The organism is uncultured Photobacterium sp. (assembly GCF_947502415.1).
GTDB lineage: Bacteria > Pseudomonadota > Gammaproteobacteria > Enterobacterales > Vibrionaceae > Photobacterium.
Window position 1 is genome coordinate 15,363 of sequence record NZ_CANMZV010000033.1, and the last position, 15,656, is coordinate 31,018.

11 protein-coding genes are annotated in these 15,656 nt (G+C 40.4%); 8 read left to right on the plus strand and 3 right to left on the minus strand.

What is annotated here, in order from left to right; translation table 11 throughout:
* The first annotated feature begins 182 nt into the window (after window positions 1–182).
* Together Q0852_RS21920 and Q0852_RS21925 are read left to right on the plus strand one after the other, a co-directional pair.
* Window positions 183–455 (plus strand): AlpA family transcriptional regulator, encoded by a 273-nt coding sequence (locus Q0852_RS21920; RefSeq protein WP_299022161.1) that lies wholly within the window; start codon window positions 183–185, stop codon window positions 453–455.
* A 161-nt stretch (window positions 456–616) separates the two neighbouring features.
* Window positions 617–2,968, plus strand: coding sequence for a DEAD/DEAH box helicase family protein (locus Q0852_RS21925; RefSeq protein WP_299022164.1), 2,352 nt, complete (start codon window positions 617–619; stop codon window positions 2,966–2,968).
* A 333-nt stretch (window positions 2,969–3,301) separates the two neighbouring features.
* Here the strand turns inward: Q0852_RS21925 and Q0852_RS21930 are convergent, their stop codons facing one another.
* Entirely contained in the window at window positions 3,302–3,715 is a 414-nt protein-coding gene (locus Q0852_RS21930; RefSeq protein ID WP_299022166.1) for a hypothetical protein, read from the minus strand.
* A 287-nt stretch (window positions 3,716–4,002) separates the two neighbouring features.
* Here Q0852_RS21930 and Q0852_RS21935 point away from each other — a divergent pair, with 287 nt between their 5' ends.
* On the plus strand, window positions 4,003–4,926 hold the full coding sequence (locus Q0852_RS21935) for a metallophosphoesterase (RefSeq protein WP_299022168.1): 924 nt from the start codon (window positions 4,003–4,005) through the stop codon (window positions 4,924–4,926).
* A gap of 360 nt (window positions 4,927–5,286) precedes the next feature.
* Here Q0852_RS21935 and Q0852_RS21940 read toward each other — a convergent pair whose 3' ends face one another.
* On the minus strand, window positions 5,287–6,711 hold the full coding sequence (locus Q0852_RS21940) for a hypothetical protein (protein WP_299022171.1): 1,425 nt from the start codon (window positions 6,709–6,711) through the stop codon (window positions 5,287–5,289).
* Between the two features lie 23 nt (window positions 6,712–6,734).
* Window positions 6,735–7,481 (minus strand): PD-(D/E)XK nuclease superfamily protein, encoded by a 747-nt coding sequence (locus Q0852_RS21945; protein ID WP_299022173.1) that lies wholly within the window; start codon window positions 7,479–7,481, stop codon window positions 6,735–6,737.
* A gap of 152 nt (window positions 7,482–7,633) precedes the next feature.
* On the opposite strand from Q0852_RS21945, the gene Q0852_RS21950 reads away from it, so the two are divergent.
* The 5 genes from Q0852_RS21950 (at window position 7,634) to Q0852_RS21970 (ending at window position 15,054) form a co-directional block, all read left to right on the plus strand.
* Window positions 7,634–8,224 (plus strand): restriction endonuclease subunit S, encoded by a 591-nt coding sequence (locus tag Q0852_RS21950; protein WP_299022177.1) that lies wholly within the window; start codon window positions 7,634–7,636, stop codon window positions 8,222–8,224.
* A gap of 13 nt (window positions 8,225–8,237) precedes the next feature.
* Window positions 8,238–9,755 carry a type I restriction-modification system subunit M gene (locus Q0852_RS21955; RefSeq protein WP_299022180.1) on the plus strand — a complete coding sequence of 506 codons (1,518 nt, stop codon included), beginning with the start codon at window positions 8,238–8,240 and terminating at the stop codon, window positions 9,753–9,755.
* Complete coding sequence (locus Q0852_RS21960; RefSeq protein ID WP_299022183.1) at window positions 9,745–10,947, plus strand: restriction endonuclease subunit S; 1,203 nt, start codon at window positions 9,745–9,747, stop codon at window positions 10,945–10,947. The genes Q0852_RS21955 and Q0852_RS21960 overlap by 11 nt, the downstream gene beginning before the upstream one ends.
* A gap of 64 nt (window positions 10,948–11,011) precedes the next feature.
* Window positions 11,012–14,278 (plus strand): type I restriction endonuclease subunit R, encoded by a 3,267-nt coding sequence (locus tag Q0852_RS21965; protein WP_299022185.1) that lies wholly within the window; start codon window positions 11,012–11,014, stop codon window positions 14,276–14,278.
* A complete protein-coding gene (locus Q0852_RS21970) occupies window positions 14,278–15,054 on the plus strand; it encodes a M48 family metallopeptidase (protein WP_299022188.1) in 777 nt (258 codons plus the stop codon). Before Q0852_RS21965 ends, Q0852_RS21970 begins: the two co-directional genes overlap by 1 nt.
* Window positions 15,055–15,656 lie beyond the last annotated feature (602 nt).

Below are 15,656 nucleotides of genomic sequence, written 5' to 3' on the forward strand. Positions count from 1 at the left end.
AGATCACGCTTACTTAAAGAAAAGCAATAAGAGCACGATTTAATTATTATTTTAAAATCAAAAAGTTATATCCATACTGTTTGCAAAGCGAGCATAAGGATTGCTTTTTTAAGCAAAATCGCAACCACAGTGTCAATTAAAGTCTAGCTACTTCCAAAGACGTATAACAAGGAATAAAAGCTATGACTACTCAAATCAAAATTGAACGTAAAGCAGATGTACTTAAACGCCTTTCAATCTCAAAGGCTACATTACACAATTACATCAACGACGGTATTTTCCCTCCTTCTATTTCTCTCGGCCCGCGTGCTGTGGGCTTCTTCTCTCATGAGGTAGACGCAACGATCATCGCTATGTCACTCGAAGAAGACCTTAAGAGCACAGTTAGCAATCTAGTTTCTAAACGCGCTGATCTAATGACTGATAACGGTCTCTCTCAACTCCTAGCGGCTTAATCTCGAATCTTTCAATGCGGAGCATTGGGTGGGTTACTCACAAAAAAGTGTAGTTTCTTATGGATATATATATACCAATAGAAATTACACTTTTCTCCCCCATTTCTTCGAAATGAAAATATCGATTTTCAACTTCTCTCATCCAAGTTTAAAATAATAATATGACTAATACTAACAGCACGCATCACACGATCCTTCAAAACGGTACTACCGAATATGTCACCATCCTCTCAAACAAAAATATTGTGATAAGTGGTATCAGTAACTCTAATCGGGTTGCTGCGCCAAATGATGATAAACAAAGTATTATTGATGTTATTAATTACTACGCCCAAGCTAGGATCAGAATCAATCAAGTTGTAATTGATTCTGATAACTTCTCCGCAGATGCCGTTAGAGCGATTATTGCTACGTTTTATAATGGAAGATATTCCATTTACGATGTTGCAACAGGTTTTGAGATTACTGCAAACGAAGGAAAAGTTGCGTTTTTCTCGAAAGCATACTCTATAATAAATGCCAAACAACTAATTGAATCAGCATGCAAAGAAGCTATTCGCCAAATGCCGTTAGTATATTCATCGTATAAAAATGTTATAGAGGAATTGGCTAAACTCGGACTTCCACTTGCTCAAACAAGTAAATTAGTGAAAAAATATGCAAAACAGCATTCACATCAAGTTGAGAAATTCGCACGAATAAATGTTGAACACAATTACGATAATCTAACAAACCTATGTGAACTAGATTTAGACACAATAGCAGACAGCAACAAGACATTCGCAATAAAAGCAGCAACAGGAACTGGAAAAACAAGTATGATTTTTGGCCCTTTAGCAAAACTAGGGCAACGAAAGGGAAAAAAAATCGCTTATATCTCCCACCTAATAGCATTGGTAAATCAATTCTGTCGAGAATATGACTGTACAAGTTACAGAGATCCACTTGAAAGTATTGAAGCTGCACAAGGCTTGGGTGTGGTAATTAATAGTGTTTACAAGCTACACCTCTTAGATTACCTCAGAAGCTGCGACATCTTGATTATTGATGAATTCGAAAAAGTCTTGAATGCTATTGTGTGTTCCGAAAGCAACTTAATGAACACTGATGTAGTTCTAGACGCATTGATAGAAATATTTACAAGTGCTAAATGTGTCGTAGTTGGTGACGCTGACTTAACCGAGATTTCTTTATCTTTTCTCCGAAATGTTCGGGGAGATATAAATGTGATTGATTGCATAGAAAATCCATATTTAAATATTGAAGCAATAATCACCAATCAAGACTTTCACCTTTCTCGCTCAAAAGAGGTACTACGCAGTAATCTGTTCAAAGATCGAGTTTACCTATTTGATAGTGTCTCAAAGTTAAAACACTTTGTCGTTTCTGCCGGATGGATTAACAGTGCCAATCTTGACTGTGAAAATAGTGCTCTTCAAGATGGAGTACTTGTTATACATGGTGCAAACAAAGATATGCCTGCACAGAAAGCTTTTTTGCGAAACCCTAACGATGAAGTCATGAAATATAGAGCTATCGTTGCCTCGCCATGCTTAGGCTCAGGGTTCTCGATTACAAGAGATTATACTAATAGAGTAACTATTTTTTGTAACAAAACTTTTATTCCTACTGATCTCGTAAACTTTTCAAGACGCTTTAGGACATCACGTCAGATCGTTTTTAGCATTTCAGCTAATGACTGTACGCTACCAATAAGACAATTTGCAAAGCCCTTATTACAGTCAAAAAATATAGCGCATAAACTCAAGCAGGAGTTTCTTAATCGTCGAGAGTTATTGAATCATAAACTTGGTATCTCATTAATCCTTACGCTTCAAAACCTTGGATTTAATACCAGAGTTGAAATACAAGCACCGTCACAACTAGGCTCTGCTAAATTTGCTTGTAAGAAAACAACTTCAGAACAATTCATAGCAATAAAGAAGTCAATACTTGAAGCTGAAGATATCAATAAAGAAAAAGAACAGGCTTTATTAAAAAGTTGCATGCGAACTTCGATTGATGAAGCTGCTATAAAAAAGAGAACGATAAAAAGAACATTTAGATTAGAAGAACTAGATAGTAAAGCTGTTGATTATTATTATATATTTAATAACAAGAATCTAACTAAAAACATGTTTCTTAGTTTCTGTCATAATGCGGATTTAACCCATCTCTCAATAAATGATGACAAGCAATTGGAGATTAAAGCCTCAAGTTTGCTACATAGTATCTTGCTGGATAATTTTGACTTTTCGAACGGAGACTCTATGTTTCTGGAACATCATACCTTGTTAACCAGGGCACAAAAATTACTTAAGCATGCAGGTCTGTTAAATTGTCATCTACACCAAGGTAAGCTTGTGAAGTTTGTGGATACTCATGAGAAAGCTACCAGACTAATCACTCCTTTGCTAAAATCGCTCGGATTTACTGTCGGTAGGTTTGGTGGTAGTAAAAAGGCAAGAGTAGCGCTGCATCCTTTAGCTAAGAAGTTTCTGGGGGTTGGCTAATAGTTAAAGGTATAAACGGGTGAGCTAAATAGCACATTCATAAAATTAAAAATGGAACTGATAACATCTTGAAGATGAAAGGAATAGCCCCCCCCCTTTTGTCTTCAAGGCAATTCAATAACGGTATCAGTCTACTGGAACCCACAACCACCCATCCCGTGATGCTCTGCGTACCTCAAATAGTCGATTGCAAACTCATCAATTCCGAGTGTAATTGAACCACCTTAATCCAATGCTGTATTGAACTGCATCAAATTTATGAATTTGTCTTCGATGCGCTCATTACTGATACCTGAAATACCTTTAATAGATCACCTAAACACTGAATAATAACTATCTTTCGGTTGTCTCCTCTTGTTCATAAATCTTTCTAAAACAAGTCTCTTCCATAAGTTCTTCTTTTAGAGCGTCAAGAATAACGCTTTTCACTTCATCAACCTGTTCTTCTGTAATTAAAACATATAGTTCATCAAAATTATCACAGTTGTTAAAATTTACAGATGAATAATATAATATATCAGTCATGCTTCTTGAATGCTTATCAATATTTAAAGACTTCCAAGCCTCTTTACTTGAAGCTGTCCAAGATAACTTTATCTCTGAGCCATCTATAGTTACAGACGCAAATCCCGCCCCAAAGACATCTGGGGAATTTTCAAAATCTGTATAAGTACACGCTGCATTAATTTCTAAGTTTTTCATTTCATACCGTTCATAATTATTTAATTGATGAACATCATCACTCATAAATACATACAAATCAATTCAAAAAAATAAATATTCGCTTAATTTATATCATTAATTAATTGAACGGTAATTGACAGAATATAGCTATTAGCACCATGGTGAGAATAGATCACAATCAAAGCATTTGAATCTAAATATATAAATCAAATAAACACAAAAAACATATTTAATCATTCTCTTTTGAACAAGATCACAAAATAGACAATGACACTGATGTATCGTATCCGTCCCATGATCCCACGGGCGCATACCTAAATGGCTAACCAATTATAAGGTGATTTTATATTTTGCAGAGTGGATACGATTTAATCGGCGATATACATGGCCACGCCGGAGAGCTTATCAAGCTCTTAGGAAAATTGGGGTATGCAGATTCAGGAGATGGTTACAGTCATCCCAAGAGAAAAGTAATCTTTCTCGGTGATTTTATAGACCGCGGTGAGCACCTGAGTCAGCATGAAGAGCTGTTGTTGATGGTAATGAAAATGGTCGAAAATGGGCACGCTTATGCGGTACTAGGGAACCATGAATTCAACGCTCTAGCTTTTCATACCCTTCATGATGGTGATTACTTAAGAAAGCATACCAGCAAGAACACCGAACAGCACCAGGCTTTTCTGAATGAGTTTGAACATAAACCGGCTCTTAAAAAGCGAATACTCGACTTTTTCTGGTCACTTCCAATGTGGTTAGAAATTGATGGTATTCGGGTTGTACACGCATGTTGGGATAAAAAATCAATCCAGCTGTTGCAGGAAAAGTCTTCAACCAGGGTTTTATCTGAAGACCTTCTTGTTGAAGCGAGCACCAAAGGTAGTGATGCTTACATGGCCATTGAAACTATCTTAAAAGGTGTTGAAGTGCCATTACCTTCCGGTATTAACTTCAAGGATAAAGACGGGCATGTCCGTGATGCAGTGCGCATTCAATGGTGGAACAACCAGGCAGTGGAACTGGGGGATGTAGCTCTGCCTTTTGAGTTGGACATTGGTGAAGCATCGAGATCGAGTATCCCTGAGTATGTGCCTAGATATGGTGAAGATGAAATACCGTGTTTTATCGGTCACTACTGGCTTAATGGTCAACCGTGCGTGCTAGAAAAAAATATCGCCTGTGTAGATTACTCCGTAGCTAAGGGTGGGAGATTGGTGGCTTATCGTTGGTCTGGTGAAAAAGTATTGACCAATGACAAGTTCATATCTGTGGAGTAGTTATTTATAACGAATAGCAGCCTAATATGGCTGCTAACTCGTTTGCACTACTTACCTCTGACCAACACGCCAGCCACTCTACTTTGACGTTACATTTAAGGTAGAGCGATGTATCAGATAAACGCTTATATGCGGATGTTTGGTAATTCAACATTAATCAACTACGAAAAGTCACCCTGGTTAGTTAAAATGGTTATTTTATTCGGCTAGTGACTTTACATTTTTGTAATATAAACCAAAATCTAGTTATATAGCTTCGCTACTTGAATTATTGCAGAACAAGAATTTCCGCCTTTGGCGAAAGTCTCAATGAAGGCCCCCCCATTGAGCCATTCTTCATATTGCCCATTAACACACAGGCTAATTATGCTCCTGTGTTGATATAGGGAGTAATTGAGAATGTTTACACTCAAGACAAAGTACAATAAACCCAATTTGTGATTCCAGAAGTTCTAGGTTTGTACTTTGGCACTGTTCACAGGAAGCCTTTGATGAACAGTGAACTCCAATCTGCTTTATTTCGCTCGTTAATTCTTCAGCCATAAACTGATTAAAAAACTGATCAACGCAATTAAAAATATCTCCAACTGATTGATAAAACCCTACATTGAGGTGAACCAATAACTTATCGTAAATAATTGATGTTAGATTAGATTTTTCTGTCCCAAGAAGGCGATCGTACCCATCCATCTTCCATTCCTTTTTACGATAGTAAGAAACAGAAGACTCGATGTTTGTTGGAATGGTATTGGCAGCATGCGGCTTTCCTTTGCATCGCTCAGACTGGATGAAAAGTGCAGAACGCTCTACCGCCTTTCTGATGTATGGAGCCAACTCCGAAACACTCATTTCCGTCAGCAACTTTCGGATAACATCGCTAGTTTTTGCAGGAGGTTGAGGCATATTGAACCTTTGGCAAAAATGACTTAGGAAGACAATAGATTCGGAAACTTCTATCTGCTCAATAAGCCCCTTAAGCCCTTTTATATCATCATTCGTGACGGTTAAATCACCTGACATGATTGATTCGAAGTCGGAACGAATCAAGGTTTCTAAGTTTCTGAGTTCGATTGGCTCACCGTTCAACCCTGTCAAATTCACGCGATAATTTTGCATGGTGTCAATGGCATATTCGTTCAGGTGGTGTACCACATACTCAGGTAAATCACTGACCACTAGATAGATAATATTTTTTATAGTTAAGCTATCGTAAATATGGCGATCCAAAGCACCCGCAGGAGATAAAATTGAGTTCACTCTGGACATTTGTTTCGATGGCAGAAGTTCACCTTCACGTAGCGGAAGTAAACTAGCCAGAAGTACTTTATCTAATAGTGACAACTGATCGTAGCTAAGCCGTGCTACAGGTACAGGAAATCGCTCCTTTAATTTCTCCAAATTAGCCTTATACATTTGTTCCTGTGCTTCTCGTCTTATTCTAGCTTCCTCTTCTCGTTCGGCGGCACAGTGTTCACAATAGCAATATGCGGATGGACGATTGTCTTTCATGCGATGTTCACACTCAGAACAGAGGTATTCTCTTGACGAGTTAGACTTGGATGTTGGAACCTCTAGAAGTTGTTGTGTACAGAAAGGACATGTTTTTTCAACTTTGAACAATGGGAAGCATTTAAGCAAACTAGAGCTAGTTACTCCCTTAAGTTCATAGCGGTCAATGATCTCTACATTCTTGAGTTCATTTGTACGATACAGTTCATAGCACTCAAGGACTTCTTCATCGGTTAAGTGGTCAAAGTGCTGCCTTGCTTCTTGTTCTTCTGACATTGAACTACCTATTGCTATCGTTATTAAAAATAAGTGGAGATATTCGCCCGAAGCGATCTTAATTGCTCCAGATAAGGTATGTAATCCCTGCTTTGTACACCGTGACGTGCAACAAAGTTATGAAAGTCACGCTGGCAATGAAGGTACTCATCAAAAAACTCTGAACACTGGTTGTTAGTTCGAATAACTCCATTAAAACGTTTTCTTGATAGAGACTCTAATGCCTTCAAACCAAGATGGTAAACTTGGAATAGCTCAGAACCTTGATCTAGTACGTCAGGTGCAAGCGACATTGAATATTGCTTATTCACATTTGCCAGAAAGCAATCAAAGTCCATAACGATAAGGCGCTCACCAGAGTTCAATGCTTTGTCGTACATGAACTCTAAAGCACCACGTTTAATGTTCTTCAAGGGATCTTCGTAAACAAACAGAGTAGCCTCCGCATCACTGATCAGAGCGTTTTCATAGACCAATGGGTACTTTTCATCTGTGGTACCTGAGTCCTCTTGGTACTTACATTCAATATTCAAAGTCTTGAAAAGGCGCGTCTTCATAACCTTGTTACCGTAAGCATCCAAGGTTTCAAATGTCAAAGATATGTTCTCTGCTCTAAACTCCATCTTGGTCTTGTGCTTCGTAGAGTATGCGCTGTAGATAGACGGATATGGGATATCCTTGATTACGTTCACACTAGGCAACTGATTAAGTACTGCAAAGATCTTTGACTCAAATGCTTTACCGTTTTGTACTGCTTTTTGTCCACTCATGATTTTTGCTCCATTTGTTTACTGCAAATAATCCTATGATCGACTAAAATCCCCGTCAAGATATTTTTTGCAGTTTTTTAATTCTGCATTTTTCTTGACGTTACTGCGTGAATTAAACACAATGGACACAAGTTAAAATTCGAGGGGTTGGGATGATACGACGTCTATCAGAGGTCGCTGATATTCAAGCTGGCTACCCATTTCGAGGGTCGATAAAGCATGACGAAGGTGCTGCCGTACGAGTCGTACAAGCAAAAGACATCAGTGATCTTGGAGAGTTGATTCAAGATGAATTGGTTAGAACAGAGCTTACAGGCAAGAAGCAACCTACATGGCTTCAAAAAGGAGATGTACTGTTCATTGCCAAGGGAATGAGAAACTTTGCAGCTCACGTACCTGAAAATTTGGAGTATGTAACATGCTCACCTAGCTTGTTTCAGATACGAATCAAGCAATCACTATTAGGTATGGTGAACCCCATGTTTTTAGCATGGCAGCTTAATCAAAAGCCTGTGCAGCAGTACCTACGTAAAAGTGCAGAAGGTAGTACTCAAATCAACATACGTAAACCAGTACTTGGTGACGTGGAGATTGCCATTCCTGACATCGAGCGGCAAGACACTATTGCCAAGCTTTATACTGCAAGCATCAAAGAAAATGTCTTGCTTCATAAGCTTATAACCAACCGTCAGCAGCAATTAAATGCTATTGCTACTGATCTAATCCAAAATTCAAACAACTAAAGGCTAGGAAATCATGCCACATTCACCTATCAATCAAGATGAAATCAACAAAGCGGTCTGGGCGGCCTGTGATACTTTCCGAGGCACGGTAGACCCATCAATCTACAAAGATTTCATCCTGACTATGCTGTTCTTGAAATACATCTCAGATGTTCACCAAGACAAATATGATGAGCTAGAAGCGCAGTACGGTGACATCCCTGAGCTGATCGCAGAAATGATGGAAAGCCAATCTTTCAAAATCCCAACAGGCTCAACATTTTGGGATCTGTATGAAGCACGCCATGAAGCGGGTAACGGCTCACGTATTGACCAAGCCCTGCACGCAATTGAAGAAGCGAACGGCACTAAACTGAAAAACGTGTTCCAAGACATCAGCTTCAACACCGATAAGTTAGGTGATGAAAAGCAAAAGAATGACATTCTACGTCACCTGCTGGAAGATTTCGGTAAAGAGACCCTCAACCTGCGACCTAGCCGTGTTGGTTCACTGGATGTGATTGGTAATGCTTACGAATACCTCATCAAACACTTTGCTGCTGGTAGTGGTAAATCGGCGGGTGAGTTCTATACACCACCAGAAGTATCAGATCTACTTTCTATTATCCTAGAGCCACAACAAGGCGACACCATCTGTGACCCTGCATGTGGCTCAGGCTCACTACTGATGAAGTGTGGTAAGCAAGTACAAAAGAACTTCACAGGCTCGAAGCAGTACGCTTTGTATGGTCAAGAAGCGATTGGCTCTACTTGGTCACTGGCGAAAATGAACATGTTCCTACATGGTGAAGATAACCACCGTATTGAGTGGGGCGATACTATTCGCAACCCTAAATTGCAAGATAAAGAAGGTGGCCTACTGCACTTTGATGTAGTAACCGCTAACCCACCGTTCTCACTAGATAAATGGGGGCATGACGACGCAAGCAATGATCACTTTGGTCGCTTCCGTCGAGGCATTCCACCGAAAACCAAAGGTGATTATGCATTTATCTCCCACATGATTGAGACACTTAATCCTCAATCTGGTCGAATGGGCGTGGTAGTCCCTCATGGTGTGCTATTTCGTGCATCAAGTGAAGGTAAAATTCGTAAACAACTTATCGATGAAAACCTGCTAGATACCGTTATCGGTTTACCTGAAAAACTGTTCTTTGGGACAAGCATTCCAGCAGCAATCCTTATCTTCAAAAAACAGAAAGTCGACAACAAGGTGCTGTTTATCGATGCCTCTCGTGAGTTTAAGTCGGGCAAGAACCAAAACCAGCTAACGCCTGAAAATATTCAGAAAATTATTGATACCTACAAGGCGCGCGAAACCACGGATAAGTACTCTTTCCTAGCCACGTTAGAAGATATTCAAGAGAACGACTATAACCTCAATATCCCTCGCTATGTCGATACATTTGAAGAAGAGGAAGAGATCGATCTAGTCGCTGTTCGTACTGAGCGTTTAGAGTTGCAAAATGAGTTAGCAGAGTTAGAAGCGGAAATGGCGGGCTACCTAGAGGAGTTGGGTTATGGTGCCTAACGGTTGGAGACACCTCAAGCTGCCAGAGTTTGCATGGTTTCAAGAAGGGCCAGGATTGCGTAAATGGCAATTTACAGACTCTGGCTGTAAAGTCATTAATATCACAAATATTGTAAATGGTTATTTAGATTTAGCTAAAACTGAACGACATATATCTGAAGAAGAACTTAACGCAAAATATAAGCACTTTTTATGCAACGCTGGTGACATTGTTATTGCAAGCTCTGGGAATTCATACTGTAAGCATGGAATTGTTCGCGAACAAGACTTGCCATTGGTGATGAACACTAGCGTCATCAGATTTAAGCCACTAGATAATTGTGACTATGAATTTTTAAACCAATTCTTAAAATCAAAGTACCTTAAGCAACAAATAGATGTTCTCATTACGGGAGGTGCACAACCGAATTTCGGGCCAGCACACTTGAAGCAAATTGAGTTGAATCTGCCTCCGATAAATGAGCAACGCATAATCGCCAAAGTCCTATCAACTTGGGATAAAGCGATTACCACCACAGAAAAGCTCATTGCAACTAGCAAGCAGCAGAAAAAAGCTCTGATGCAGCAGCTATTAACGGGTAAGAAACGTTTGGTAAATCCTAAAACGGGTAAGGCGTTTGAAGGCGTGTGGGAAGATAAAAAGCTCAAGCAATGCGTCGCATTTCAAAACGGTAGACGAAAACCAATTAAGCAAGAAGAAAGAGCGAACATTCAAGGTGAGATTCCATACTATGGTGCAACAGGTATCATTGATTATGTTAACGATCACATCTTTGATGAAAAACTGATCTTACTCGGTGAAGATGGAGAAAATATATTATCGCGAGTGCTTCCTCATGTTTTTGTGATTCAAGGTAAAACGTGGGTTAATAACCACGCACATGTTCTCAAGGCAAACTCTGATATAGATACTGATTTCTTATGTATTTATTTAGAGAGCCTTGATTATCGCAAGTATAACTCGGGGTCAGCACAGCCCAAAATCAATAAGGCTGTTTGTGAAAAAATTCCCGTGAAACTGCCATCGTTGCAGGAACAACAAAAAATCGCATCAGTCCTCACCACTGCCGATAAAGAAATCGAAGTGTTGGAAGCCAAACTTGCCCACTTTAAGCAAGAGAAAAAGGCACTAATGCAGCAATTGCTGACGGGTAAGCGTCGAGTAAAAGTGGACGAAGCTGAAGCAGCTTAATGGTAAAGCCATAGAGGTGGGTATCGCTCACCCCTCCCCAAAAGAACGATAAGGCAATTATACAATGTCAGAAGCAATACCCAATTTTCGTGAAGAGCAAAGCGCCAAAATCCCCGCGCTGACTCTGCTTGCCAAATTAGGCTACACCTTCATTCCACCTAGCGAATGCTTGGTTAAACGTGGAAGCCAATCCGTTGTGATTTTGCCTGATGTGTTGCGTGATGTGCTAAAACACAAAACCTATTCCTTTATGGGGAAAGAGCACAATTTATCTGAAGCAGCTATCGATAAAATTATTGATGAGCTGGCTAACCCAGCCATGAATGAAGGATTAAAAGCGGCAAACGAAAAACTTTATAACGCGCTCACATATGGCATTAGCGTGACAGAATTCGTTGATGGAAAAAAAGCCAACCCAACCATCGAAATCATTGATTGGCAAACGCCAAGCAATAACAAATTTCACTTTACCGAAGAGCTTAAAGTTGAAAATGCCCATGGGACGGGTAAACGTATCCCTGATGTAGTTTGTTTTGTAAATGGTTTACCGTGGGTAGTTATTGAAGCAAAACGCCCTGATTCTTCCTCAGAAGGTAAGCCAACAGTTTCTGAAGGTATCTCACAGAACATCCGTAACCAAAAAGTAGATGAAATCCCGCACCTATTCGCTTACAGCCAGCTATTGCTATCTGTTAACGGTCACGAAGGCTTGTACGCGACTTGTGGGACGCCAGAGAAGTTCTGGGCTAAATGGAAAGAAGAAGAGATCACGGAAGCAACCTTTGCGCGCTTAAAAAATACGCAATTAGCACAAGACAAACTCGATCTGATCTTCAACCATCGTCCTGCGGCAGTTCGTGATGAGTATCTATCTTTGATTGCAGGCGGTGACATGGTGGTGACTGACCAAGACCGTTTATTAGTCTCGCTGCTACGCCATGACCGCTTACTTGAGATGACCCAGCTATTTACGCTGTTTGATAAGAAAGCTGGCAAGATTGTCGCACGCTATCAACAAGTCTTTGGAATTAAGGCCCTAATTGAGCGTGTAACCTCTTTTGATGAGAAAGGTGCACGTAACGGCGGGGTGATCTGGCATACCACTGGTTCTGGTAAGTCATTTACAATGGTGTTCCTATCTAAGGCCCTTATTTGGCTAAAAGAGCTAGCGAAATGTCGCGTTGTCGTTGTGACTGACCGCGTCGATCTTGAAGACCAGTTAGCGCGCACGTTCGCTTCTGGTGGTGCGCTATCGGACAAAGATAAGAAGTCAGCAATGGCGACGACAGGCCGCCGCTTAGCCGAGCAAATCGGCAAAGGGAACGAGCGTATTATCTTCTCCATCATCAATAAGTTTGGTACTGCTATCGAACTACCAGAGTGCTACAACGATAGCCCAGATATTATCGTACTTGTCGATGAAGGCCACCGTAGCCAAAACGGTGAAAACAACATAAGAATGCAGCAAGCCCTACCTAAAGCCGCTTATATTGGTTTTACGGGGACACCACTGTTGCAAGACGACAAGACCGAGAACAAATTCGGCAAGATCATCCACTCATATACTATGCAGCAAGCAGTGGAAGACAAAACCGTAACACCGCTGTTATACGAAGAACGTATTCCCGATCTAAGTACCAATGATAAAGCGATTGATGCATGGTTTGACCGTATCACCGATAAGCTTTCTGAAAAACAGCGTACAGATCTGAAGAAGAAGTTCGCTCAAAAAGGCCAGATCTATCAGACCGAAGGGCGATTAGAACTAATTGCTCACGATATTTCCGACCACTTCCAGAACTTTAAGCTCCAAGGTCTTAAAGGCCAGTTGGCTTGCGACTCTAAGGCTTCTGCTATCCAATATAAGAAGCTCCTCGACCAAATAGGTAAAGTGACCTCAGTTGTTGCGATGTCTCCTCCAGATACACGAGAAGGTCACGATACGGTCGATGGTGAAAGTAAAGACCTGGTGCAAAACTGGTGGAAAGAAAATGTTGGCAATCAGGATGAGAAAGCTTATACCCAGCACATCATTGATGAATTTGGTAAAGATGATGGCCCTGATATCATGATCGTGGTTGATAAGCTTCTGACAGGTTTTGATGAACCCAAGAATACCGTTCTTTACATCGATAAACCGATGAAACAGCACAACCTGATTCAAGCTATTGCACGTGTAAACCGCCTCCATCAGAAAAAGCAATTTGGTTACTTGATTGACTATCGCGGCATCTTGAAAGAGTTGGATGCATCGATTGCAAGCTACCAAGAGCTTGAAGAGCGAATCAAGGGTGGCTTTGATATCGATGACCTGAAAGGCCTCTATAGTCGTATGGACACCGAGTACAAGAAGCTACCTGGTTTCTATAGTGACCTATGGGTGATTTTTGAGGGCGTGCAAAACAAGCAGGATGGTCAAGCGCTTCGCCAAGTACTTGCACCTAAGATTGACACTATTGATGGTCGGCTTACCGACACCAACTTGAAGAAACGTGAAGATTTCTATGCCGCACTCACAGCGTTTGCTAACTGCTTGAAAGTGGCTTTACAATCAGCAACATACTTTGAAGATAAAAGCTTTGATGATAAACGAGAGTTATACAAGAAAACGTTGAAATCAATGTCTGAACTTCGTCGCCAAGTACGCGAGGATGCAGAAGAAACCGTTGATTATGATGAGTATGCTGAAAACATCCGAACCATGCTAGATAAGCATATTGGTGGTGTAGAGATCCAAGAGTCTAAAGGCGCTTACTTAGTCGGTAACATGGGTAAAGATGTAAAGCCTGAAGAGATGACCGACGATGAGGCTCGCAATAAGAAAGATGCTATCACAGGTCGTGTTACTAAGATGATTGATCAGGATCTAGCTGACGACCCATATGCGCAGGAGTACTTCTCTAAGCTCTTAAAACAGGCAATCGAGCAAGCGAAAGAGATGTTCGATGCCCCTGTTAAACAGTACTTGTTGTTTGCTGATTTTGAAGAACAAGTGAAAGAGCGCAATGTCGATGGCATGCCGACGGATCGCTTCTCTGAGCTTGATCCAAAAATAAAACGCCATGTTCAAGCCTACTATGGATTATTCCTAAAACACTTGGCCGATACAAACCTATTAAGCGAAGATGAGCGCTTTGATTATGCTATGCAAGTTGATGAGGTGGTGACGGCATCCGTCGCCGAGTTTTCAATTAACCCACAAGAGATTGAAAACCATATTCGTCGTAAACTTTTGCCATTGCTTTTCAAAGCAGTAGGTATGGATTCTGCCAAGGTCATTATTACAGACATCATCCAAATCACTCGCTTAGGTGTGGCAGGTCACCATTAATGACTTCAGTTACATCAATCGAGCGTAACAAAGAGGAATACAGCTTCATCTATGGTGATGAAGCTGTTACCTATGAAGTCGTTCGCAAGCCTCACTCAGAAGGCAAGAAACGTAAGATAACCATTAAGGTTCACCCTAACTGTGAAGTGGTAATTACCGCACCAGAAGGCGCAGAACGCGTTGATATTCATGAAGCTGCAATGAAGCGTGCCAAATGGATCTACGATGCACTAAAGGAATTTCGTAGCCACTTGGAGTACGTTCAACCCAAACATTACGTTAGCGGTGAAATGCAGTTCTACTTAGGGCGCAGGTATGTACTTAAGGTTGTGGAAGACAGAGAAGCTTTACCTTCGGTAAAAGTGAATCGAGGTAAGCTCTTGGTAACGTTGACTAGGTTTAATGAAGACAAGACTGCGATGGTTAGAGCTTTGGTTCGTAACTGGTATAGAGTTCGTGCTGAACGCGTCTTTCACGAACGACTTACTGAACTTCTCCCACAAGCGACTTGGGTTGAGAGCATACCAAGCTTTCGAGTTCTTCCCATGGCGAAGCAATGGGGTAGTTGCTCAGCGAAAGGTAACTTGATGCTTAATCCTCATTTGGTAAAAGCGCCGAAGGAATGTATTGATTACGTGATTCTACATGAGCTGTGTCATATTGCAGAGCACAACCACAGTGAGCGGTTCTGGCGTTTGTTGACACAAGTGATGCCTAACTGGAAAGAGGTGAAGAGCCGCTTAGATGGGATGGCTGAGTTGTATCTTAACGAATAAATTCAAAGCTAGATCAAGGACGATCTGACTTAAATTTAGTTTTTAAGGCGCTCTCTTGTAAAGCAAGCGAACAAGCAAGGTACTTAATCCTTCTGCAAACTAAAATTGGAGTTTTCCAAGTGTTGATGTTTAAAAGTACTCGTTGACAATTTGTTTTTATTCAATATAAACAATAACTTAAATGTTATCATATTGATTTAAAGTCTTTTTTTTAAGGAAGATTCATGTTATAACTATTATAACCATCATAACAATTATAAAGTTATATAACACAAATAAGGAATAAAGTTATTTCATGACGCTCACCTAGAATTTCTCCGAGATTGCGCTACTAAAAAATACTGCCATCTATGGCACTCCTTCTACCACCTGTGGCATTTTCGTTACCAACTGCTTGCTTAGCCCCTAAGTAAAATAGATAGATGATTACTATTGGGGAGAGTAAAAAGAAATCAGAAAATTCCTATATTTCTCGTTGGTGTTGTTCGAACATTTTTAAATTTACTTTAAAAGTGTTGGAATAGGTGCGTATTCCGGCCCATGCTGAACACTCATTCCGGTTCAATGTGAACACCTATTCTGGTTTAACGTGAACACCCATT